This is a genomic window from Sulfitobacter dubius, assembly GCF_027214245.1.
Taxonomy (GTDB): Bacteria; Pseudomonadota; Alphaproteobacteria; order Rhodobacterales; family Rhodobacteraceae; genus Sulfitobacter; species Sulfitobacter dubius_A.
On the sequence record NZ_JAPWHM010000002.1, the window covers coordinates 356,635 to 377,806 of the forward strand.

The 21,172-nt window shown below is 62.8% G+C and carries 27 protein-coding genes; 11 read left to right on the forward strand and 16 right to left on the reverse strand.

The window, feature by feature from the left end; all coding sequences use genetic code 11:
• Nucleotides 1–175: 175 nt before the first annotated feature.
• The 4 genes from O4H31_RS05580 to O4H31_RS05595 are packed head-to-tail and all read left to right on the forward strand — an operon-like array spanning nucleotide 176 to nucleotide 2,664.
• Nucleotides 176–709 (forward strand): flagellar basal body-associated FliL family protein, encoded by a 534-nt coding sequence (locus O4H31_RS05580; RefSeq protein WP_269343625.1) that lies wholly within the window; start codon nucleotides 176–178, stop codon nucleotides 707–709.
• Nucleotides 706–1,653 (forward strand): flagellar motor switch protein FliM, encoded by a 948-nt coding sequence (locus tag O4H31_RS05585; RefSeq protein WP_269343627.1) that lies wholly within the window; start codon nucleotides 706–708, stop codon nucleotides 1,651–1,653. Before O4H31_RS05580 ends, O4H31_RS05585 begins: the two co-directional genes overlap by 4 nt.
• Nucleotides 1,634–2,038 carry a flagellar motor switch protein gene (locus O4H31_RS05590; RefSeq protein WP_269343629.1) on the forward strand — a complete coding sequence of 135 codons (405 nt, stop codon included), beginning with the start codon at nucleotides 1,634–1,636 and terminating at the stop codon, nucleotides 2,036–2,038. The genes O4H31_RS05585 and O4H31_RS05590 overlap by 20 nt, the downstream gene beginning before the upstream one ends.
• Nucleotides 2,035–2,664: a MotE family protein gene (locus O4H31_RS05595; RefSeq protein WP_269343631.1), complete on the forward strand. Its 630-nt coding sequence runs from the start codon at nucleotides 2,035–2,037 to the stop codon at nucleotides 2,662–2,664. The genes O4H31_RS05590 and O4H31_RS05595 overlap by 4 nt, the downstream gene beginning before the upstream one ends.
• Nucleotides 2,665–2,675: 11 nt before the next feature.
• Here O4H31_RS05595 and flhB read toward each other — a convergent pair whose 3' ends face one another.
• Genes flhB through flgB form a run of 8 tightly spaced genes read right to left on the reverse strand, consistent with a single transcriptional unit; the run spans nucleotide 2,676 to nucleotide 8,905 of the window.
• Complete coding sequence (flhB, locus tag O4H31_RS05600) at nucleotides 2,676–3,794, reverse strand: flagellar biosynthesis protein FlhB (RefSeq protein ID WP_269343633.1); 1,119 nt, start codon at nucleotides 3,792–3,794, stop codon at nucleotides 2,676–2,678.
• Between the two features lie 3 nt (nucleotides 3,795–3,797).
• Entirely contained in the window at nucleotides 3,798–4,553 is a 756-nt protein-coding gene (locus O4H31_RS05605) for a flagellar biosynthetic protein FliR (protein WP_243261226.1), read from the reverse strand.
• Nucleotides 4,554–4,555: 2 nt separating this feature from the next.
• Nucleotides 4,556–6,640 (reverse strand): flagellar biosynthesis protein FlhA, encoded by a 2,085-nt coding sequence (gene flhA / locus O4H31_RS05610; protein WP_269343635.1) that lies wholly within the window; start codon nucleotides 6,638–6,640, stop codon nucleotides 4,556–4,558.
• Entirely contained in the window at nucleotides 6,637–7,467 is an 831-nt protein-coding gene (locus O4H31_RS05615) for a lytic transglycosylase domain-containing protein (protein WP_269343637.1), read from the reverse strand. The genes flhA and O4H31_RS05615 overlap by 4 nt, the downstream gene beginning before the upstream one ends.
• Nucleotides 7,464–7,733, reverse strand: coding sequence for a flagellar biosynthesis protein FliQ (fliQ, locus tag O4H31_RS05620; protein WP_269343639.1), 270 nt, complete (start codon nucleotides 7,731–7,733; stop codon nucleotides 7,464–7,466). The genes O4H31_RS05615 and fliQ overlap by 4 nt, the downstream gene beginning before the upstream one ends.
• A gap of 3 nt (nucleotides 7,734–7,736) precedes the next feature.
• Nucleotides 7,737–8,069 carry a flagellar hook-basal body complex protein FliE gene (locus tag O4H31_RS05625; protein ID WP_093928375.1) on the reverse strand — a complete coding sequence of 111 codons (333 nt, stop codon included), beginning with the start codon at nucleotides 8,067–8,069 and terminating at the stop codon, nucleotides 7,737–7,739.
• A gap of 11 nt (nucleotides 8,070–8,080) precedes the next feature.
• Entirely contained in the window at nucleotides 8,081–8,491 is a 411-nt protein-coding gene (flgC, locus tag O4H31_RS05630) for a flagellar basal body rod protein FlgC (RefSeq protein WP_067630405.1), read from the reverse strand.
• A gap of 9 nt (nucleotides 8,492–8,500) precedes the next feature.
• Complete coding sequence (flgB, locus tag O4H31_RS05635) at nucleotides 8,501–8,905, reverse strand: flagellar basal body rod protein FlgB (RefSeq protein ID WP_093928376.1); 405 nt, start codon at nucleotides 8,903–8,905, stop codon at nucleotides 8,501–8,503.
• A 70-nt stretch (nucleotides 8,906–8,975) separates the two neighbouring features.
• Here flgB and O4H31_RS05640 point away from each other — a divergent pair, with 70 nt between their 5' ends.
• Entirely contained in the window at nucleotides 8,976–10,316 is a 1,341-nt protein-coding gene (locus O4H31_RS05640) for a FliI/YscN family ATPase (protein WP_269343643.1), read from the forward strand.
• A 6-nt stretch (nucleotides 10,317–10,322) separates the two neighbouring features.
• Here O4H31_RS05640 and O4H31_RS05645 read toward each other — a convergent pair whose 3' ends face one another.
• From O4H31_RS05645 to O4H31_RS05670, 6 genes are all read right to left on the reverse strand, one after another.
• Nucleotides 10,323–11,471 carry a lytic murein transglycosylase gene (locus O4H31_RS05645; RefSeq protein WP_269343645.1) on the reverse strand — a complete coding sequence of 383 codons (1,149 nt, stop codon included), beginning with the start codon at nucleotides 11,469–11,471 and terminating at the stop codon, nucleotides 10,323–10,325.
• Nucleotides 11,472–11,589: 118 nt separating this feature from the next.
• Nucleotides 11,590–12,054, reverse strand: a complete 465-nt coding sequence (locus O4H31_RS05650) for a CreA family protein (RefSeq protein WP_269343647.1) — start codon at nucleotides 12,052–12,054, stop codon at nucleotides 11,590–11,592.
• A 61-nt stretch (nucleotides 12,055–12,115) separates the two neighbouring features.
• Nucleotides 12,116–13,837, reverse strand: a complete 1,722-nt coding sequence (locus O4H31_RS05655) for a SulP family inorganic anion transporter (protein ID WP_269343649.1) — start codon at nucleotides 13,835–13,837, stop codon at nucleotides 12,116–12,118.
• Between the two features lie 50 nt (nucleotides 13,838–13,887).
• Entirely contained in the window at nucleotides 13,888–14,805 is a 918-nt protein-coding gene (locus tag O4H31_RS05660; protein WP_269343651.1) for an MBL fold metallo-hydrolase, read from the reverse strand.
• Complete coding sequence (locus O4H31_RS05665; RefSeq protein WP_269343652.1) at nucleotides 14,805–15,245, reverse strand: YeeE/YedE family protein; 441 nt, start codon at nucleotides 15,243–15,245, stop codon at nucleotides 14,805–14,807. The genes O4H31_RS05660 and O4H31_RS05665 overlap by 1 nt, the downstream gene beginning before the upstream one ends.
• Nucleotide 15,246: 1 nt before the next feature.
• Entirely contained in the window at nucleotides 15,247–15,681 is a 435-nt protein-coding gene (locus O4H31_RS05670; RefSeq protein WP_067628499.1) for a YeeE/YedE family protein, read from the reverse strand.
• Between the two features lie 94 nt (nucleotides 15,682–15,775).
• On the opposite strand from O4H31_RS05670, the gene O4H31_RS05675 reads away from it, so the two are divergent.
• Nucleotides 15,776–16,081 carry an ArsR/SmtB family transcription factor gene (locus O4H31_RS05675; RefSeq protein WP_269343656.1) on the forward strand — a complete coding sequence of 102 codons (306 nt, stop codon included), beginning with the start codon at nucleotides 15,776–15,778 and terminating at the stop codon, nucleotides 16,079–16,081.
• A gap of 27 nt (nucleotides 16,082–16,108) precedes the next feature.
• On the opposite strand, the gene O4H31_RS05680 is transcribed toward O4H31_RS05675, so the two are convergent.
• Nucleotides 16,109–16,567, reverse strand: coding sequence for a beta-lactamase hydrolase domain-containing protein (locus O4H31_RS05680; RefSeq protein ID WP_269343658.1), 459 nt, complete (start codon nucleotides 16,565–16,567; stop codon nucleotides 16,109–16,111).
• A gap of 275 nt (nucleotides 16,568–16,842) precedes the next feature.
• Between O4H31_RS05680 and O4H31_RS05685 the strand changes: the two genes are divergently transcribed.
• From O4H31_RS05685 to O4H31_RS05705, 5 genes are read left to right on the forward strand one after another with little or no spacing between them, the layout of a single operon-like run.
• The gene (locus O4H31_RS05685) at nucleotides 16,843–17,274 is read left to right on the forward strand and encodes a hypothetical protein (RefSeq protein WP_269343661.1); all 432 of its coding nucleotides are present in this window, start codon (nucleotides 16,843–16,845) and stop codon (nucleotides 17,272–17,274) included.
• Nucleotides 17,274–17,960: a MotA/TolQ/ExbB proton channel family protein gene (locus O4H31_RS05690; protein WP_269343663.1), complete on the forward strand. Its 687-nt coding sequence runs from the start codon at nucleotides 17,274–17,276 to the stop codon at nucleotides 17,958–17,960. Before O4H31_RS05685 ends, O4H31_RS05690 begins: the two co-directional genes overlap by 1 nt.
• On the forward strand, nucleotides 17,953–18,330 hold the full coding sequence (locus O4H31_RS05695; RefSeq protein WP_082849554.1) for a biopolymer transporter ExbD: 378 nt from the start codon (nucleotides 17,953–17,955) through the stop codon (nucleotides 18,328–18,330). The genes O4H31_RS05690 and O4H31_RS05695 overlap by 8 nt, the downstream gene beginning before the upstream one ends.
• A gap of 2 nt (nucleotides 18,331–18,332) precedes the next feature.
• On the forward strand, nucleotides 18,333–18,722 hold the full coding sequence (locus tag O4H31_RS05700; protein ID WP_269343667.1) for an ExbD/TolR family protein: 390 nt from the start codon (nucleotides 18,333–18,335) through the stop codon (nucleotides 18,720–18,722).
• On the forward strand, nucleotides 18,719–19,687 hold the full coding sequence (locus tag O4H31_RS05705; RefSeq protein WP_269343669.1) for a cell envelope integrity protein TolA: 969 nt from the start codon (nucleotides 18,719–18,721) through the stop codon (nucleotides 19,685–19,687). The genes O4H31_RS05700 and O4H31_RS05705 overlap by 4 nt, the downstream gene beginning before the upstream one ends.
• A 13-nt stretch (nucleotides 19,688–19,700) precedes the next feature.
• Here the strand turns inward: O4H31_RS05705 and O4H31_RS05710 are convergent, their stop codons facing one another.
• Nucleotides 19,701–21,035: an aspartate aminotransferase family protein gene (locus O4H31_RS05710; RefSeq protein WP_269343671.1), complete on the reverse strand. Its 1,335-nt coding sequence runs from the start codon at nucleotides 21,033–21,035 to the stop codon at nucleotides 19,701–19,703.
• Between the last annotated feature and the right edge of the window lie 137 nt (nucleotides 21,036–21,172).

The following is a 21,172-nucleotide window of genomic DNA, read 5'->3' on the forward strand; positions in this document are numbered from 1 at the left end:
CACTCGATTGGATAGTCCGAGCATTCCCCGCTCGGTCGTCACTATGCAAGCATATATCGATTTATACTTGTGAGAACTGATAAATAAACAGGTTTCTGTTGCAATAAAGCTTGTTTGGGGATGTATTTGTTCTTGCATATGGCGCTCCGCGCAGGATCCGATTAAGAGTTAAAGAATGAAAAAGCCTCTTGCTATCCTTGCTGTCGTCTTGCTCTGCCTTCTTGCTGGCGTCGGTGGGGTGACGCTTGCCATCGGCCCTTCGGGGCTGTTGAAAATGGTGGGGCTCGGCGGGGGTGATACCGTCGAGGATACGGTTGAGACCGCTGACAATGCCCATGGTGAGGAAGGCAGCGAAGACGCGCATGGCGAAAAGCCGAAGACCGAGATCAAGATGCCGGTCATGCCTTTCCCCGAGATCATCGTGAACGTCACCGATACCGGGCCGCAGGGCGGGCAAACCAGCCGATTTCTCAAGCTGAACATGCTGATGGTCTATGACGAAACCGCCGAGGGCGCGGACCGTTTGATCGCGCGTGAGATCTACCTGCGTGACAGCTTCCAAGATTTCTTGCGGCAGTTGCATGTCAGCGACCTGACTGGCAGCTATGGGCTGGCGATGCTGAAAACCGAACTGTTGCGCCGGGCGCGGGCGGTGGGCCACACTGACGCGCCGCATGAAATACTGATTGCCGATATGGTGGTGCAATGACGATAGCGGATTCCTCCGATGCGCTGAGCCTCGAAGAGACGATGATCCGTCAGGCGCGCGAAAGCTTTCAGCGCCTACCCACGCTTGAGATCATCATCGACCGTCTGTTGCTGGCCTTGGTGCCCGACCTCAAATCCTATTGCACCGTAGCACCAGAGATCGAGCTCAGTTCGCTGGAATATATGCCCTATGAGGACGCGATGGAGAGCATTCAGGCGCCCTCGCTCATCGCCATCGCCAATGCCGAAGGCTGGGGCAGCCAGATCGCCTGTGTGGTCGAGCCGGACCTGTTGTTTTCGGTCCTAGAGATCATGCTGGGCGGTCGCCGCGCCACGAGCCAACAGTGGAAGCCCCGTGGGTTGACTGCGATTGAGCAGAAACTGGGCCGCAGACTGGCGGAACTGTCGCTCAAAGGGCTGGCGCATTGCTTGCATGATGTCAGCCCGGTGCAATTCGACATCCAATCGTTGGAGTCCAATCCCCGGTCGGTCATGCTGGCCGCGCCGCGCACCGCGACGGTGCTGGTCCGGATGCATCTGCAATTCGAAGACCGCAGCGGTCATATGGCGCTGGTGCTGCCCTATGGCACGCTGGACGAGGTCAGCGCGCAATTGGCGCAGCCCTTCCTTGGCGGACGTTCGCCCACCGACAGCAACGCGCGCAAAGATATGAACAGCCAGATATCAAGCACTACGGTCACCATCACCGGCGTGCTCCAAGAGGTGACGATCCCGCTGCATGAAGTGCTGGAATGGAAGCCCGGTCAGGTGATTGATCTGGGCATGACGGTCGATACCCCCGTGGTTGGCATGGTGAACGCGCAACCGATGTTTCAAGCCGCCTTTGGCCAGCGCAGCAATGGCGCCTTGGCGCTGCGGGTGATCCAATCCTTGCTCCCTAAGGAAAATCAGGAGGACAGCGACGATGATGCCGGCCTTGATTGATATCCTCATCATCGTGCTGCTGGTTGGCACGCTGGTCTATGCTTTTATCCTTGATCGCCGGGTCCGCGCCCTGATGGCGACCCTGAAAGAGATGGAGCCAATGGTCGGGGCTTTTTCGAGCGCCGTCGATCAATCGGCCCGGTCGGTCGAAGACCTGCGCGACCTCAGCACCAAGGTTCAACGCGCCGAGCCGCCTGTGCAGCGTGACGCCCTGCAGCCGCGCCAAGCCGCCGCGGCTGAACCTACCGCGGCAGGCCAAAGCCCGGCACAGATGCGCGCCGCACGCCTCAAAGGGCGCAGCCAAGTACGTGGGCAGGCGGCGGTGCAGGGCAAATCCGAACTGGTCCGCACCTTTTTCGACATCACCAAGGAGCGTAAGGAATGAGCCGTATCTCCCTGCCAAAGATCGCACTGTTTGGCCTCGGCGTCGCTGGCGTGCTCAAACTCACGGTTGAGTTCATGCCGATGATGGCCATCGCCGAGACGCCCAGCGACACGCCTCCGGTCCCTGTCGAGCTTGCCGCCGCACCCGCGCCGCCCAGCTATGACGCCAGCGCCCCGGGCGAAAGCGGCATGTGCGAGCCGAGCCACCTGATCGCCGAGGCCATCGCCGAAGAGCGCGCGCTGCTGAAAGACCAACGCGATACGATTGCCGACCGGGAAGCCAAGCTGGCGCTGGCCGAGCAAAGCCTCAAAGCCGAGCAGACCCGGCTGGCCAACCTGCGCGACGAGATCGGCGCGCAGCTTAAAGTGATCGAAGAGGCCAACAATCAGGACATGACCAAACTGGTTGAGCTTTACCGCAACATGAAGCCACAGGTGGCGGCGGGCATCATGGATGAAATCGACGTGGAGACCGCCGTGCAGGTGATCGGTGCCATGCCCGAACGGGACGCCGCGCAGATCATGGGCTCGTTCAGCCTTGTCCGCGCACGGTTGATCACTAAAATCCTGCTGGAACGCTCCAAACTTCCCGCCGACCGCAATCTCGAAGGGCTGCGCCTGCGTTAAGCGGGCAGGGGTTAATCCTCGCGGATCGACGACCCTGCAGGCGGTTTACGACGGACATTGCGGCGCAGATCCATGACAAAGCCGATGATCTCGGCCACGGCCTGCCAATATTCCATTGGGATACGGTCATCCACATCCACCGCTGCATGTAGCGCACGGGCCAGCGGGCGGTTTTCGATCATCGGGATGTCGTGTTCCTTGGCCAGCTCGCGGATGCGATGCGCCATCACATCGGCGCCCTTGGCCACGCAGACCGGCACATCATCCACGCCCTGTTCATATTTCAGCGCCACGGCGTAATGGGTCGGGTTGGTCAGGACCACGCTGGCGCCCGGGATCGCCTGCGCGATGCGCTGGCGCGCGCGGGCGCGGCGCAATTCGGCTCGGCGGCCCTTGATCTGCGGATCGCCCTCGCTGTCTTTATGCTCGTCGCGGATTTCCTTGAGGCTCATCATCTGCTTCTTCTTCCACTGCGCGCGTTTCCAAATGATGTCGGCAATGGCAATGGGGACGAGGAAGGTGGTCGTAACAAGGAAAATCCAGCGCACCTTTTGCAAAGTGGCATCAAGTAAAGTCTCAGGCACAAAGGCCTGCGTCTGACCCAGAGACTGCGCAATATCCCGCACAGCCCAGACGGTGATAAAGCCGATCACCAGCACTTTGGCGGTGTTCTTGGCGAATTCGACAAAGGCTTCGGCTGAGAAGAGCCGTTTGAACCCCGACAGCGGGTTGAGTTTGGAAATCTTCGGCTTGATCCGCTCGGCTGCGACCACGGTCTCACCTTGGATCAATACGCCGAAGAGAGCCGCCAACACCATGATCCCCACCACTGGCATCATCGCCAGACCGAGCGTAAAGCCCAGCGATTTCAACACCTGTCCCGCCTCGACCACCCCGGTGCCGCCGGTGCCGATGGCGGTGACACCCGCCTCCAGCAGCGGGCTTTGCAGTGCCTCGACAATGCCGCCAATCGAACTGGGCAGCACGAAGATCAGGATCAGCAGTAAGGCAAAAACCAGCATCGCCGTGCCGGTCTCACGCGATTGGGGCACGTCGCCTTTCTTGCGCGCGTCGCGGAGCTTTTTCTCCGTCGGCTCTTCGGTCTTACTGCTCTTGTCCTCTTCCGACATGGCCTAGAACCCGTAGGTGGTGAGCCATTCCGCGAAGGGCTCCAAAAACCCCCGCATCATGGTCGGAACCGCCAGCACCATCAAGGCCAACCCGGCGGCGATCAGCAAGGGCTGGGCGATAAAGAAGACCTGAAGGCTTGCCATCATCCGGTTCGCCAGACCCATGCCGACGTTGAGCACCAGCCCCGCCACATAGAAGGGCGCGGCGATTGACAGGCCGAGGTAGAGGCTGACCTGTGTGGCGCGGGCAAACTGGTCGGTCAGATCGGCCAGCATGAAGGTGCCGGGGATGAAAACCTGATAGGACATCAGCAAGGATTCAATAATCAGGTGGTGCAGGTCGGTGACAAAGATCAGCGCCGTCGCGCCGATCAGCAGCATCGCGGCCATGCTCGTCGCCCCTTCAAAGGCCCCAATGTTCGGTGCCAAAGCGTTGGCCAGCCCCGACATCAGGGCCATCTGATAGCCCGCGAATTGCAGCGCCGAGAGCAACGTGCGCGCCACCAGTCCGATCCACAGGCCCACGGTGATCTCGGACCCGAAGATCAGCAGCAACGCTCCGGGGCGATCCTCGGCCACCGGGCCAAGGCCTGTGACCGGATAAAGCGCGGCACTCAGGATCAGACCAAAGAACAACCTATGCCGCGTCGGGACAGAGGTTTCCGCAAAACCCGGCATGAACAAAAGCGCGCTGCCGATGCGGGCGAAGACGACGAAGTATCCCATCAGCGCGTCGGTCAAAAGGGCAGACAGGTCCATCTCTAGCCCCCGATGGTGGCGACGGTCCGCAGTGACACCTTGCGGTGGATTTCGGCGTTGGAGATCACCGGCGTCATCGGGCTGACCCGCTCTAACATGGAGCGCACATAAGACCGCGCCTCGGGGTTCACCATCAGCGCGGGCCAACTGTCCTCAGAGGCGAAGCGTTGGATCTGTTGACGGGCTTGCAGCACGAATTCCTGCACCCGTTTGGGGGACATGACGAATGTGCGATCCTCGCCGACCATTTTGACCGCGTCGATGAACTCGGCCTCCCATGACGGCGACAGGGTGATAACCGGCACAAATCCCTGCCCATCGGACAGACCTTGGCAAATCTGGCTCGACAGGCGGCGGCGGACGTTTTCCAGCACCAGCGCGGGCTTGCTGGTCTGGCGCGTGGCTTCGGCCATCGCCTCGACGATCAGCGGCAGGTTGCGGATCGAGACACGCTCCAACAGAAGTTCCTGCAAGACCTGCTGCACCAGAATGGCGGGGGAGGGGACGGGCAGATCGTTGACCAGTTTTTGGTAATTCCGGTCCAGCCCCTCAATCGCCTCTTTTGCCGAACCGTAGGTGAGCAGTTCGGACATGTTCTCTTTCACCACTTCGGTCAGATGCGTGGTGATCACGCTTTCCGGGTCCACCACCGTATAGCCCTGGGCCTCGGCCTGATCGGCGACCTTGCTGTCGACCCAAAGCGCATCGAGCCCGAACGTCGGCTCGCGCGTGGCCTCACCCGGCAGTTGCAGCGGCGCGCCTTCGGGGTTGATCACCATCATCTGGTTGGCGCGGATGTCGCCCTTGGCCACATCGACGCCGTGGATTTGGAAAGAGTAGCTGTTGATCGGCAGGCTCACGTCATCCTTGATCCGCACCGAGGGCATGGGGAAACCGAACTCTTCGGCGAAATGTTTGCGCAGGGATTTGATCTTGCTCGGCAGCACCGCGTCGGGACGGTTGGCCAGCGCCACCAGCCCTTCACCCAGAACCAGCCGCAACTCGTCGAGGTGCATGGGGTTGCTGTCGACCTCCGGCATGTCCTGCTTTTTCTGCGCCTCTGCATCAGCCTTTGCCTTGGCCTCTGCCGCCTCTGCCGCGCCGCGCTGGATCACCACGCCCAAGCCCACCATGGCCGCGGCCAGAAGGGCGAAGACCAGCAGCGGAAAGCCCGGCAGAAGGCCGATAGCGAACAACAGCATCGCTGCCATATAGAGCGCCTTGGGGAAGTTCGACAGCTGGTCAAAGACCGCCTCGTTCGCCGCGCCCCGGGTGCCCCCCTTGGTCACGATCAGACCGGCTGCCAGCGACACCACCAACGCCGGGATTTGGCTGACCAGCCCGTCCCCGATGGTTAGCGAGGTGAAGACGTTAAAGGCATCGCCCACGCCCATGCCGCGCTGCACGACACCGATCAGAATGCCACCGATGACGTTGATCAGCGTGATAATCAGCCCCGCCACCGCATCGCCGCGCACGAATTTCGACGCACCGTCCATCGCCCCGAAAAACGCGCTTTCGTCTTCCAGTTCCTTACGGCGACGACGCGCCTCGTCCTCATCGATCAGCCCGGCACCCATGTCAGCATCAATCGCCATCTGCTTGCCGGGCATCGCATCCAGCGAGAACCGCGCGGCAACCTCGGCGATACGGGTCGAGCCCTTTGTAATCACGACGAAGTTGATGATGACGAGGATGGCAAAGATCACCACACCGATGACGAAATTGCCCGCCACGATGAACTTGGAGAAGCCCTGGATCACATCGCCCGCGGCGTGCAGACCGGCATGGCCTTCGCTGAGGATCAGCCGGGTTGAGGCCACGTTAAGCGACAGGCGCAACATGGTGGTGACCAGCAGCAGCGTCGGGAAAGAGTTGAACTGCAAGGGTGAAGGGATCCAGAGCGCCACCATAAAGATCAGCACAGAGAGCGACAGTGACAGCGCCAACCCGAAGTCCAGCAAGATCGGCGGCAGCGGCAGGAACAGGACCGCCAGTACTAGCGACATGCCAACGGCAAAGCTGACGTCTTTATTTGCGCCAAACATGCGCCATTGCGGCATTATGGAGTTCGGTTTCGTGCTCATCCCGCATCCTCCGCGTGGACGGTGGTGAACTGTGGCAGGACGGGCTGCATCTCATGGGCTGAATAAAGCGACCGGCGCGCGTTCTCGGCCCCGCCGATCTGCGCGCCCCAAGTGGCCTTGGCCGCCATCCGGTCATAGCTGCCCGACGTGCTGCGAGGCGTCTTGCGCGGACGCGCGGGAACGGGGCTGGCACTGGCCAGCGCCTGAAACTCCGGCAGCCGCGCATTGGCGGCAGAGATGTTCTTTTGCAGACGGTCAAGGTAGGTGTCGCGGAACTCAGGCTCAAAGGAGTGATACGACCCCGCGGCCTGCATCCAACTGCCCGTGCGGCGGTGCAACCGCTTGAGGAACCGCGCCGCGTAATCGACATTCACCCGTGGATCGAACCCTTGGGCGGGGCTGTCAAACGCATCCGGGTGCCAGCGCATGTTGATCTGCATACAGCCCACGTCGATAGAGCGGATGCCGCTCGCCTGCCGCTCGGCGATCCAATCCAGCGCGGCATTGCGGCTGTCAAATAGCCGCCCTTCCCCCGCCGCGTTGACCGCATAGGGCCAGACCGTGAAATGTCCGTTGCGCCGGGTGCCTGCCTCTTGCAGGCCGATGGCCAGCAGCAGGTTGTCGGGGATGCCGTGCCGTGTTTGTGCCGCCAGAATTTCACGGATGCAGACGCCTTCGGGCCCGCCTTTGGCGGCCAGCGTCCGGGCTGTCTTGGTCACCGCGTTTTTCTGCGATGGCTCATAGAACGACCCCCAGCCTTGGGCGAGGGCAGGGGTGGCGAGCGCGGCCGCCAAAAGCGCCGCTGCGATATGCCGCCAGCCCCTCACAGCCCACCGTTCTGCACGAGGTCAAAGATTGTGTCCGACAGGTTCTTCAGCGTGGCATACATAAACGGCGTCGCGACCAGCAGGGTGACAAAGATCATCACGATCTTGGGCACGAAGGTCAGCGTCATTTCCTGAATCTGCGTCAGGGCTTGGAAGAACGCGATTACCAGACCGATCGCCAGCGCCACCCCCAACACCGGACCCGAGGCCAAAAGCACGGCCCGGACGGTAGCAGAGATGATGTCATAGGTCTGGGTTTCGGTCATGGCCTAGATCGGCATCCGCAAGATTTCCTGATAGGCTTCGACAAAGCGGTCGCGCACGGAGACGGCCACTTTGACGGTGCTCTCCATCGCCAACATGGCTTCGACCACCTGCTGTGTATCCGCCTCACCGCGCAGCCCGGCTTGGGCCACGGCTTCGCCCTCACGCACCGTTTCCAGCGCGCTTTCAGAGGCTTGCTGCACCATATTGGTGAAGCTATTGGCGCTGGCGCCCGCCTCTTCGGCGATGGCTTCGCCCTTTTGGCCGGTCAGCGATTGCGAGGTGCGATAGGCACCGCGAACCGCGGCGGTCGAGATCAGGGAGGCGGGGTCGCTCATCTCAGGTTACCTCACTTCAACAGGTCGAGCATCTGGCCGCGCATCCGGCGACCGGACTCGAACATGTTCATGTTGGCCTCGTAGTTCCGCGAGGCCTCGCGCATGTTGGCCATCTCAATGATGGGATCGACATTGGGCCGATTGACATAGCCAGTGTCATCTGCCGCCGGATGCGACGGGTCATAATCACGGCGGAAGGGCGACTGGTCGCGCCCAATGCGGTCAACCTCAACCAATGACCCGCCGCCATTGCGGTCAATCAACTCGGAAAAGCTGATGGTCTTGCGGCGGAACGGGTCGGCGCCCGGCGTGGTGCCCGTGGAATCGGCGTTGGCCACGTTTTCCGAGATCACCCGCAAACGCGCGGTCTGCGCGGTCATCCCGCTGGCGGCGATTTTGGCGATAGACTGAAGCGGATCCATGGGTTTTCCTTACCTGTTCCCGGTGACGGCCATGGTCAGCATGTCATAGCTCTTGCGATAAAGCTGTGCGGCCAACCTGTAATGGTCGCCGATTTCGGCGGCCTTCACGGCCTGTTCTTCGAGGTTCACGGTATTGCCGTCCAGCGTGGTGCCAATGGCGCTGCGATCCGTCACCTCACGCACGCCGGGCGTACCTTGGGCCACGCCAGTGAAGTGTTTGTCATGGGTTGTCACCAGCCCATTATCGCGCGACAGCTCTCCGCTCAGCATCGATTCAAAGGACGACACATCACGCGCCTTGAAGTTCGGTGTCGACGCATTGGCGACGTTTTCAGACACGACCTTTTGCCGGGCCGAAAGCCACTGCATCCGGTCCGAAGCGAGTCCAAGAATAGAAAGATTAGACAAGTTCATTTTTTTGCCTATAGCCTGTTTAATCCTTGTATAGTAAATATTAGCTTGCTCTCCTAGAGGAAATTTATCCATGCAGACACTCTTTTCCGAGCTGACCAGCTTTGCCCGCGAGGCGGGCGAGGCCGAGATCACCGGCGAAGTGCGCGCGATCACCGGCATTACCCTGACCGCCGTGGGACTGGAGCGGGTCTTGGGCATCGGCGAGCGCTGCATCGTGCATGGCTTTGACGGGCCGGTCCATGCCGAGGTCGTGGGGCTGGGCACCCATGGCACCGAATTGCTCCCCTTCGGCTCGTGGCGCGGGGTGGCGGCGGGCGACCGGGTGGAGGTCGCGGTTGGCCGCGATGTGATCCGCCCGGACGAAAGCTGGAAGGGCCGTGTCATCAGCGCCTCTGCTGCACCACTTGATGGAAAGGGGCATCTGCCCGAGGGCAACGAGGCCCGCCCGCTGCGCGCCGCGCCGCCGGGTGCGTTTGACCGCAAACGCATCGGCCCGAAACTGGCGACCCATGTACGCGCGCTGGATGTTTTCACGCCGCTTTGTCAGGGCCAGCGCTTGGGCATTTTCGCAGGCTCCGGCGTTGGTAAATCGACGCTGATGGCCATGCTGGCACGCTATACGGACTGCGATGTGGTGGTCATGGCGCTGGTCGGTGAACGGGGCCGCGAGGTGCAGGATTTCATCTCGACCGACCTTGGCCCCGAGGGGATGGAGAAGGCGGTTCTTGTCGTCGCCACCGGGGACGAGCCGCCGCTCACCCGCCGCCAAGCCGCTTGGACCGCTATGGCCGTGGCCGAGCATTTCCGCGATCAGGGCCAACACGTGCTGCTCTTGATGGACAGCGTAACCCGCTTCGCCATGGCGCAACGAGAAATCGGCCTCGCCTCGCGCGAACCACCCACCGCCAAGGGCTACCCGCCGACGGTTTTCTCGGAGCTTCCGCAGATGTTGGAGCGTGCCGGGCCGGGGCCGGTGGGCAAGGGCGATATCACCGCGATCTTCACCGTTTTGGTGGATGGTGATGATATGAATGACCCCATCGCCGATGCCGTGCGCGGGATCACGGACGGGCATATCGTGTTGGATCGAAAGATTGCCGAAAAGGGGCGTTATCCAGCGATTGATCTGCTGGCGAGCGTCTCGCGAACGTTGCCGGATTGCCACAGTGATGTGGAGTATACGCTGCTCACTGCCGCTCATAAGGCGCTGGCAGCCCATGCGGATATGGAGGAATTGATCCGCATCGGCGCTTACCGCAGCGGCAGCAACCCCGAATTGGACCGTGCTATCGCCTTCGCTGGCCCCTGCGAGGCCTTCCTCAGCCAGCGCAAGGCCGAGCACACCCCACCGCAAGCCTCGTTCGCCGAGGTGGCAGGGATGCTCGACCGTGCTGGTATCAGCCCCGGTTAGGCTTGCCTATTGCAGGCGGCGTAGCAGCTCGACCGAAGGCTCGCCCGTCGCAGGCAGGCCCACGCTGGCCTGATAGGCGCTGATCGCTTTGCGGCTGTTCGGCCCGATCACGCCGTCGGTACCATCGGTGTCAAACCCCCGCGCCGTCAGCCGCTGTTGCAGCGCCATACGGTCGTCCTTGGTCAGCCCATTGGCATCGGGTGGGAAGCTGCCGCGCAGCGGCCCGCCCCCGGCGATGCGGTCGGCCAGATGGCCCACGCCGATGGCGTAGCTGTCAGAGTTGTTGTAGCGCTTCAGCGCCCGGAAATTGCTGGTCACCACAAACTGCGGCCCAGCTGCCTGCGGCTGGATCACCGATCCGGCGCTGGCGGGCATGCTGCCCACTTCGCCGCCCCATTTCACGCTGCGCGTCCAGCCGTTGCGCGACAGATAGGCGGCGGTCGAGGCCAGCGCATCGCTGGGGTCTTCTGACCAAATGTCGCGCCGCCCATCGCCGGTGAAATCCACGGCAAAGGCTTGATAAGACGTAGGGATAAACTGTGTATGCCCCATGGCTCCGGCCCAAGACCCGGTGAGGCGGTCCGCGCTTATGTCGCCGTTTTGCAGGATTTTCAACGCCGCGATCAACTGCTTTTCAAAGAACGCACCGCGCCGCCCGTCATAGGCCAGTGTCGAGGTGGCAGAGACCACAGGCACATTGCCGCGCCGCTCGCCAAAGAAGCTCTCCAGCCCCCAAACCGCCACGACGATCTCAGCCGCAACGCCATAACGGCTTTCGATGGCGCTCAGCGTGTTGCGATGCCGCGCAAAGGCCGCGCGCCCTTTCGAGACACGTTCATCCGAAGCAGCAATGGCAAGGTAATCTTCCAAGCTGCGGCTGAATTCTGTTTGGTTGCGGTCCCGTTTCACGACGCCGGGCAGATAGCCCGCGCCGCGGAACCCTTGGGCTAAGGTGCTGGCCGAGATCCCCTGCGCCGAGGCACGGCCCTTAAACGCCGCGACCCAAGCATCATAGCCTGCATTGGGTACCGGGCGCAGATCGTCCGGCACCCCAGCCGCCGTTGCGGGGCCAAGCGCGCCGCCCCCGGTAGAGCAGGCCGAGGTCAGCCCCAGAGCGGCGAGGCCGAATGCGAATGTTCTGCGTGAATGTCTCATAAATCCTGCCTGTCGCTGCATTGTTGCGTTTTGCGCAGCATATCGCAGGCAGGTCGCCCGACAAGGCGGGATCGCCAGGATGGCAAGGCTTCGCCGAGGAAAACTTGGTCCCTTGGGCTTATTGTCCGGGCTGGAACAGGGGCACGGTCGACATCGACATCTTGGCCGAGCCGTCCTGCACCTGCTGGCTGTGACTGATGTAGATCAAGGTATTGTTCTCTTTGTCAAAAATCCGCTTTACCCGCAGCGTCTTAAAGATGATTGAGCGCCGTTCGCTAAAGACATTCTCGCCCTCATCGTCCATCTCGATATCACCCATTTCAATCGGGCCGGTCTGACGGCAAGAGATGGAGGAGTTCGACGGGTCTTCGAACCAGTTGCCCTTTTGCAGCCGGTCAATCAAGCCGCGCTCGAAATAGGCCAAATGGCAGGTCACGCCCTTGACCTTGGGGTCGGCCACGGCCTCGACGATGATGTCATTGCCCAGCCAGTCCACGTCGACATTCCCCACCTGTTCGGCAGGGGCGGCAGTGGCAAAAAGGCAGGCGGAAAGGGCGGCGGCGCGCGCAAATATCTTGTTCATGGCAGGCCAACGCGCGACGGGCAGGGCGGTTCCCGCGCGCGGACAAATACTCTCGAATTCCTCAGTGCCGCTCGGCCAAGGCGCAAACGGCTTCATGCTGGCTGAGGAATACCTCGCCCGTCAGATCATCCAAGAAGTGGCTGCGCTTGAGGCGGTCCATGACCGGGCCTTTGACCTCACTCAGGTGGAGCCGTATATCGGCATCCCGCAGCCGCGTGTTGATCGCCTCCAGCGACTCCAGCGCTGAAAGGTCGATCTCATTCACCGCTGGGAACATCAGCACGACGTCCGTCAGCTCGGGCTTGTCCGCGGCATAGAGCGCTAGTTGATCCTCTAGGAAGCGGGCGTTTGGAAAATAGAGGCTCTCGTCCACCCGCAGGCTCAGCACATGGGGCTGGGTCTCGACCTCGTGGCGCAGCACGTTGCGGAAATGCTCGGTCCCCGGCACCCGGCCCACCACGGCCATATGCGGGCGGGAGGTCTTGTAAAGATGCACGAGGATCGAAGTCACGACGCCCGCGCTCACCCCGGCTTCGACGCCGAAGATCAGCGTCAGCAGGATCGTCACGCTGACGGCGGCGAAATCGGCGTGGCTGAAGGCCCAAGCGCGTTTCAGGATTGAGAAGTCGACGAGGCTCAGCACCGCGACGATGATCGTGGCGGCCAGCGTGGCTTTGGGCAGGTAGTGGATGAGCGGCGTCAGAAAAAGCGCCGCCAGCGCCAGCCCGGCGGCAGTGAAAGCGCCTGCGGCAGGGGTCTCGGCGCCCGCGTCGAAGTTCACCACCGAGCGCGAGAAGCCCCCGGTGACCGGAAAGCCGCCGGTAAAGGCCGCGCCAAGGTTGGCGCTGCCGAGGCCGATCAACTCCTGATCCGGGTCGATCCGCTGGCGCTTCTTCGCGGCCAAGGTCTGCGCCACGCTGATGCTCTCGACAAAACCGATGACGGAGATCAGCAGCGCCGGGACAAACAGTTGCGACAAGAGCTCGGGCGAAAAGGAGGGCAGGGTGAGCGGCGGCAGGCTCTGCGGCACTTGGCCCACGATTGAAACGCCCCGCGCGCCCAGATCGAAGCCCCAGACCGCCAGCGTCGTCGCCACAATCGCCAGCACCGGCCCAGTCTTGGCCCCGATATCTGCCATACGCGGCCCCAGACCCATGCGCCGCAGCAGCGGCTTCAGCCCGCCGCGCACCCAGAACAGGAAGGCCGTGGCGGCCAAGCCCAAGCCGAGGGTGATGACATTGACCTCCCCCAGATGCGCCCAGAGGCTCGACAGGAACTGCGGCAGCGTGTGCCCCTCGGCCTCGATCCCCAGAATATGCCGCAGCTGGCTGGCAGCGATCAGGATGCCGGAGGCGGTGATGAAGCCAGCGATCACCGGATGCGACAGGAAATTCGCCAGAAACCCCAGCCGAAACAGCCCAAGCGCCAGCAGCATCGCGCCCGACAGAAAGGCCAGCGTCAGCGCCGCCGTGACATAGCCCGCCGTGCCGCTCTGCGCGATCTCGCCCACCGCCGCCGCCGTCATCAGCGAGACCACGGCCACCGGCCCCACCGCCAGCGCGCGGCTGGTGCCGAAGATGGCGTAGAGCACGATTGGCGCGATAGAGGCGTAGATGCCAGCCTCGGGCGGCATGCCTGCCAAAAGCGCATAGGCCAGCGATTGCGGAATCAGCATGATCGTGACGATCACCGCCGCGATCATATCCCCGGTGAACTGGCCGCGGTCATAGCGCCGTCCCCAGTCGAGGATCGGCAGGTAGTGCGAAAGCGAAGGGAGAGGCATGGGCGGCGATCCGTCAGATAGGGGCGGCCCCGAGGGGCCACCCGGTTGGCTCAGTCGAAACGGTTCACCGGCAGTTTCAGGTAGTGGTTGCCGTCATCCTCGGCCTCGGGCAGACGCCCGCCGCGCAGGTTGATCTGCAAGGCCGCAAGGATGCGGTTCGGCAGCGAAAGCGTCGCGTCACGCTTCTGGCGGCGCTCGATATAGTCCTCGCGCTTGGTGCCATCTTTGACGTGGATGTTCTTGGCCTTGTGCTTATCCACAGTGGCCTCCCACATCGGCTCTTTGCGGTCGTCGGTGCCGTAGTCATGTCCGATATAAAGCCGCGTGTCGCCGGGCAGGGCGAGGATATCTTGGATCGAGTCCCAAAGCTCCGCCGTCTTGCCCCCCGGAAAATCCGACCGCGAGGTGCCCGCATCGGGTTGCATCAATGTGTCATGCACAAAGGCCGCATCGCCGCAGACGTAAGTGATCGACCCCAGTGTGTGACCGGGCGACAGCATCACCTTGGCGTCCAATTCACCGATCTTAAACGTCTCGCCTTCTTCGAACAGATGGTCAAAGTCGCGGTCGGGGTCAAAGGCGTTCGGCAGGTTGTAGAGGTCCGCCCAAATCTTGGCGATCTCAGGCACCAGCGCACCAATGGCATTGGGCGCGCCAGTTCGTTCTTTCAGATGGGCGGAGGCCATGACGTGGTCCGCATGGGGATGCGTATCAAGCACCCATTCCACGCTCAGGCCGTGCTCTTTCACAAGGTCCAAGACCTGATCCATGCTCTCGGTCGTGAACTTGTAATTCTTCGGGTCAAAATTCCAGACCACATCGATCAGCGCGGCCTTCTTGGTCGCCGGATCGGCGCAGATGTATTGGATCGAGCCTGTGTCGGGTTCATAAACGCCCCAGACATCGGGGCTGCCCGCACTGGTTGAAGGCGAATGGCGCACGACGGGTGTATTCAGAGGGTCGCTCATCAGGCAGGTCCTTCCTTAGTTTTAGTAATCAAATCAGGGGTGTGGCGGGCGATCCACATGCCGCCCAGCATGAAGGGCACAAAGATCAACGTGCCGCTGGCCGCCAAGGGCAAGGCGGTCAGCGCAGGGCCGGGGCAGAAGCCGCCCAAGCCCCAGCCCACGCCAAAGATCGCAGCGCCGGTCAGCAGTTTCGGCTCAAGATCGTTGCGGGTGGGGACGCGGAATGTGCTGTCGAAATAGGGGGTCTGACGGCTGCGAAACAGCAATGCAAAGCCCGGTGCTGTCACGGCGATGGCGCCGCCCATGACAAAGGCGAGGCTGGGATCCCATGTGCCAAAGACATCGAGAAAGTTCAGCACCTTGGCGGGGTCCGCCATGCCAGAGACGATAAGGCCGATACCAAAGACGAGGCCGGAGAGTAGGGCGAATACCTGTTTCATCTCACGCTCCCAACACATGCCGCATGACGAAGACCGTCACAAAGGCCGTTGCCATGAAGGTCACCGTCGCCACGATTGACCGTGCCGAGCCACGGCTGATCCCACAGACCCCATGGCCCGAGGTGCAGCCGTTGCCATAGGTCGCGCCAAAGCCGACCAACAGCCCGGCCAGAGCCATCAAAAGCGGGTTCGACGGCACCCATTGTTGCGGCCAGCCGCCCGAGACAATCAACCAAAGCGGTGCTGCCAGCAAAAGCCCCAGCACGAAAAAGAACGAAACGCCCCGCGCTTCGCCGTCACTGCTGCGCGCAAATAGCCGTGAGGTCAGCCCGCTGATGCCCGCGATACGGCCGTTCGTTGCCATCAGCAGCACCGCCGAGGCTCCGATCAGCGCGCCGCCGCCCAGCGACAGCCAAGGTGTGAATTCAGTTTCCATGTCTTAACTCCTTGCGCGCCCGCCTTGGCGGCTGGCTTGTCTCAGACTGCTATTCAGTATATATTACCCATTCCTAATATTCAATGATGCTAATATGAAAAGCTCGGACGATTTCTTGGACGGTGACATTGCCGGAGCGGCTGCCCTGATGACGATGCTCGCATCAGAGGCGCGGCTGCAAATCCTGTGCCGTCTGCTGGGCGGAGAGCGTTCGGTTGGGGATTTGGCGCAGGCCTGCGGGTTGTCGCAATCCACCATGTCACAGCAACTTAAAAAGCTGAAAGAAGCGGGGCTTGTAGACAGTCGCCGCGCGGGGCAGACGATCTTTTACCGGGTGAAAGGGCAGGAGGCCGTTGCGGTTCTGGAAACGCTGCACGGCCTCTACTGCGCGGAAAAATAATGCGCCCGGCAAAACCGGACGCCTCTTTCATGCTTTGCGATCCGCGTAGGATTTGACCAACTGGCCGATCTTCTCTTCGGTCAGGTCAATGCCGCGTGATTTGCCTTCTTGCAGGGCCGTGTCACCGTCCCATCCCTTGTCTGCCGCAAGGGCCATCAGCGTCATCGCCCCGGCCCGCTTGCCCGAGGCGCAGTGCAGGAACACCGGCTGCGGCAGGTCATCCAATGACTTGCGGAATTCGTCCACCGTATCGGGGCCAAGCGTATCGGGCGTGACCGGATGGTGCAGGTAGTTCAGCCCCAGCTTCTCGGCCACCAGCCGCTCTTCATCGGGGGAAAGGCCGCCTTTCTCATCCGAAGCACGGAAGTTCACCACCGTTTTCATTCCGGCCGAGGCCGCCTGTTCCAGCGCTTTGGCGTCCGGCGTGAACAGGGCCACATTATGCGTGGGATCGATGGTTGCGATCTTTGGGCTGTTGTCGGTCATTCTAACCTCCTTCTCTGCGCGTGCGATATTGCCGCGCGCGATAGTTTCAGCAGCCCAACACCAATTCGCCGCAACTGTTCCCTGCGCAGAAGGCGGGCAGCGAGGGATTGTCTAATCCGAGTATTAAAGTCAGGATTGTCACCGCTGACCGATTTTGCTAGGCAGCACAAAGAAATTCCGCTTGGCGTGACAGCTGCTTTGACGATTCTGCCCCCCGTGGCAGGCGCCCCAGCAGCGCGCCGTGATCAAAGATAAACCCATCGGGAGCCACCCCCATGCCGCATTTTCGTTCCGCGTTCCTCGCGGCCCTGTGCCTGACAATCGCCCAAGGCGCCGCCGCCGAGACGCCTGTCACCAAACCAGTTCTCAAGGTCGAGTTGAACGCCGCCGACACCACGGAGGCCAATTGCAAGCTGACCTTTCTCATCACGAACGACCTCTCCGCGCCCTTGGATAAGGCGGTCTATGAAACCGTGCTGTTCGACCGCGAAGGCACCGTGAACCGGCTGACCCTTTTTGACTTTGGTCAACTGCCCGTAGGCCGCCCGCGCGTGCGCCAATTCGTGGTGCCGCAGACCACCTGCGAAAACCTTGGCCGTATCCTCTTTAACGGTGCGCAAAGCTGCGAAGGGGCGGGGATCGCGGCGGGCACCTGCGAACACGCGCTGGCCCCGGCAACCCGGACCGAGATCGAGGTGCTGGGCTGATGGATCAACTGAGCGAACTGCTGACCCCTCTGCGGGACATTGCCGAAACCGGTGGCCCGGTAGTGGTAATCCTCATGGCCGTGGCGGTGCTGACCCTCGCCGTGGCGCTTTATAAAACATGGCAGTTCCGCGCTGCCGCCGTGGGCCGCCACCGGGCGCTGTCCGAAGCGGTCAATGCTTGGGAGCGCGGCGATGCCACCGCTGCCCGCTCTGCGCTGGGCCGGTCGAAAAGCTACCTCGCCCCGGTGATCGAATTGGCCATGTCTGCGCCCGACGCGGACGCTTCGCGCTTGCAGGCCGAGGCCGAGTTGCGCTTTGCCAAGCTGGAGCGCGGCTTTCGCCTGCTCGATTCCGTGGCTCAGCTTGCCCCGCTCTTGGGCCTCTTCGGCACGGTTCTGGGCATGATCGAAGCCTTCCGCGCCTTGCAAGACGCAGGGTCGCAGGTGGATCCCTCGATCCTCGCGGGTGGCATCTGGGTGGCGCTTCTGACCACTGCGGTGGGGCTGGTCGTTGCCATGCCGACCGCGCTGGTGCTCAGCTGGCTGGAACAGCGGATGGAGACCGAGCGCGTCATCGCCGACAAGGCGATCCTCACCGTGCTGCACCCCGGCCAGAGAGCGGCCCCCGCCGCCGCACCTGCCGCGACCCAATTTGCCGCCGCCGCGCCCCGGCCAGCCCATGGCTAGGCCACGCCGGCGGCGCAACCGCCTCTCCATGACCTCTCTGATCGACGTGATCTTTCTGCTGTTGTTGTTCTTCATGCTAACCTCGACCTTCTCAAAATTTGCCGAGATCGAATTGGCCGCAGCGACATCCGGGGCAGGGGCCGAGACGGGGGCGAAACCCTATTTCCTGCAACTGACCACCGAGGGGCTGCGCCTCAACGGCGATGCGCTGGCGCTTGACGCGCTGACCGCCAGCCCCTTGGCCGAGGCCGAGAAGGGCACGCCGCTTCTGGTCTCGCTCGGGGCCGAGGTCGAGGCGCAGGCGCTGGCCGATCTGCTCATCGCGCTGCGCGCCCTGCCGGGGCTCAGCGTCTCGGTTCTGGAGGGCTGACCATGCGACCCATTGCCAAGGCCAAGCCACAACGCGAACCGACCATCGCATTGATCAACATCGTCTTTCTGATGCTGGTCTTCTTTATGGTCGCGGGCACCCTGTCGCAGCCGCTGGATTCCGACCTCAACCTCGTGGAAACCCGCGAACTTGAGGGCCGCGCCCCGCCCAATGCGCTGGTGGTCCATGCCGATGGCCGCATGACCTACGCCGGTCAAGACCGCGCCAGTGTGTCCGATTTCATCGACGCGCTGCCCGAAGAAGAGCGCGATACCGTGCGGTTGCTGCCTGACCGCGCTTTGCCTGCCCGCCGTCTTGTTGAACTGACCCGTGAGCTGCGCGGGGCGGGGGCAGAGCGCGTCATGCTTGTCACCGAAAGGGCGCTGCAATGATCCCCCGTTCCAGTCTCGCTAAAACACTTTCCATCGGCGTCGCGGCCAGCCTCGTCGTGGGCGTGTCGCAACTCACCCAAATTGACGACAGCGTTAAGATCGCGGGTGGCGGAGCGCCCGCCGCGGCCCAGCTTGGCACCCGGTTTGAGGATATGGCCGTCGGCACGCTAGAGGCCGAACCGGTGGAGGAGATCATGCCGACCCCCGAGCCCGAGCCGCTGAAGACCGCACAGGCGCTGCCGCCGACCCCCGCGCCGGAGCCCACGCTCACCCCCACGCCTTCGCCCGTCGCAGAGCCCGTGCAAGCCGTGAAGGCAGAGCCCATGCCCGCGGCCCCACCTCCCACCACTGCGGCGCAGACACCCGTCTTGCCCGCCCTGACTCCGGTCGAAACCCCGCCCGAGACCATCATCGCCACGCCGACCATCACAGCCGCGGCCCCGGCGCCGCCGGTCGAGACCCTCACCGCCGAGGCTGAGGACGATGCGCCGCGTCTGTCGCAGCGCCCACAGCGCCGCGACCCCGAACGCGCCGCCGAAGCCGCCAAGAAGGCCAAGCCCAAGCCACAGCCGAAAACCAAGCCCAAGCAGACCACGCGCGGCAATGCGAAGCGCGACAACACCAAGGGCGCGCAGACCGCCGCCCGTGCGGGCAATGCCGCGCAGTCCGGCACCCGTCAGCGGGCCGCAGCACCTGCGGGTAATGCGGCGGCCAGCAACTATCCCGGCCAAGTGATGAGCCGCATCGCCCGCGTCGGCAAACCGCGCGTCCGCTCGCGCGGGACCGCTGTGATCGCCTTTTCCATTGGCAATGGCGGGCAATTGGCAGGCGTCCGGGTGGCGCGTAGTTCCGGGTCGGCGGCGCTGGACCAAGCGGCGCTTGGCATCATTCGACAGGCCGCACCCTTCCCGCGCCCGCCCGCCGGGGCGCAGCGCAATTTCTCGATCCAGATCAAAGGCCGGTAACCGGGCGGAGGGCTCAGCCCTTCGCGATTACCTGATCCACCGCCGCGCCGAGCATATCGACAATCAGATCGATTTCCTCGGGCGGGGAGGTGAAGGCCGGGGCCAGCAACACATGATCTCCCGCCGTGCCATCGGCACAGCCCTGCGAGGGGTAGCAGATCATCCCCGCGTCCATCGCCGCGCGTTGGATCTTGCCCGCAAGGTTGCGGCTGACGTCAAAGGGCGTCTTGCTGTCACGCTCGGCCACCAGTTCGATGGACCAAAACAACCCGCGCCCGCGGATGTCACCGACATGGGCGTGCTGGCCGAACCGCTCGCGCAACGCGGCTTCCAACTGCTGCCCCCGCGCGCGCACGGCCCCCAGCAGATCGCGGCTCTCGACCTCTTGCAGCACTGCCAATGCGCCAGCCGTGGCGACGGCGTGCGACATATAAGTATGCCCGTTCCACAGATTGCCGCTGCCCGCCATGATCGCGTCGATCACGCTTTCGCGGGCCATCACCGCCGCAATGGGCTGATAGCCCGCGCCCAGCCCCTTGGCCATTGTGGTGATATCGGCGCAGATGCCTTCCTGCTCTAACGCAAAAAGGCTGCCCGTCCGCCCCATGCCGCACATCACCTCGTCGGCGATGAGCAGAACCCCGTGCCGGTCACAAATCTCGCGCACCCGCTTGAAGTACCCCGCAGGCGCGGGTTGGGAGCCGAGCGATGCACCGACCACCGGCTCAGCCACGAAGGCGGCGACTGTCTCCGGCCCCAGTTCAACGATCCGCGTCTCCAACTGATCCGCCAAGCGTTGCGCGAAATCCGCCTCGCTCTCGCCCTCGCGTTGCAGGCGGTAGGCATAGGCCGCGTCGATATGCTCCACATCCATCAGCATCGGCGCAAAGGGTGCGCGGCGTCCGGCATGGCCGCCCACCGCCAGCGCGCCCAGTGTGTTGCCATGATAGCTGGGCTTGCGCGCGATGATCTTGGCGCGGGCGCTGTCGCCACGCTCCAAATGATACTGCCGCGCGAGCTTCAGCGCCGCTTCCATCGCCTCGGACCCGCTGCCCAGATACATCACCCGCCCTTCGCCGGTGCCCTCAGGTGCGCGGGCGATCAAATGGTCGGCCAGCGCCTCTGCCGGGGTGTTGGTGAAGAGGCCAGTATGGGCAAAGGCGAGCTGGTCCATCTGCGCGGCGACAGCGGCGCGCACGGCGGCGTTGTCATGTCCAAGGCTCGACACCGCAGCGCCGCCGCAGGCATCCAGATAGCGCTTCCCCTTGTCATCAATAAGGAAATTTCCCTCTCCGCGTACGATCACAGGTTGCGTGGCGCGCAGGTTACGGTGCAATACATGGCTCATCGTAGAATCCGATCCTTGGGGTCGACCCTATTTACCGCTTCGCTTGCTGACTGCCACAATAATCAGCACATCGCGCGTATTCGGAAAAGCTTGGGCTGACCTAGGGTCAGGAGAAGCTTGACAGGTAAATTATTTTA